The sequence below is a fragment of the Paenibacillus sp. LS-5 genome (assembly GCF_056121505.1).
Window position 1 is genome coordinate 1 of sequence record NZ_JBWAVA010000058.1, and the last position, 342, is coordinate 342.

Sequence of the window (342 nt, forward strand, 5' to 3'; positions counted from 1 at the left end):
GTGTGTCGCCAGCCGGTACTGGCTGACATCGACGCGGCCGCTGAGACCCGATGCAACCATCCACCAGCCCACGGCGCCCTGCAAGCCGCCAAGCGCCAGAATGCCGATCATGCGCGGCTTCAGCAGCCGTTCAAGCCGTCCGGTCAGCCAGAAGAAGGCAAGCGGGATGGCGACGAGGAAACCGACGCCCCGCGCCAGGAACCGGTGCGACCACTCCCACCAGAAAATGCGCTGGAATTCGCCAAGGCTCATGCCCTTGTTGAGCTGCTCATACTGGGGAATGAGCTTGTATTTCTCGAATTCTTCCAGCCATTGCGCGTGGTTCAAGGGCGGGATGATGCC

The 342-nt window shown here is 62.3% G+C and carries 1 protein-coding gene; it reads right to left on the reverse strand.

All coding sequences use genetic code 11. From position 1 onward, the window contains the following. Positions 1 to 342: COX15/CtaA family protein (locus AC0MA3_RS26435; RefSeq protein WP_474658339.1), on the reverse strand; the 342-nt coding region annotated here is incomplete at both ends.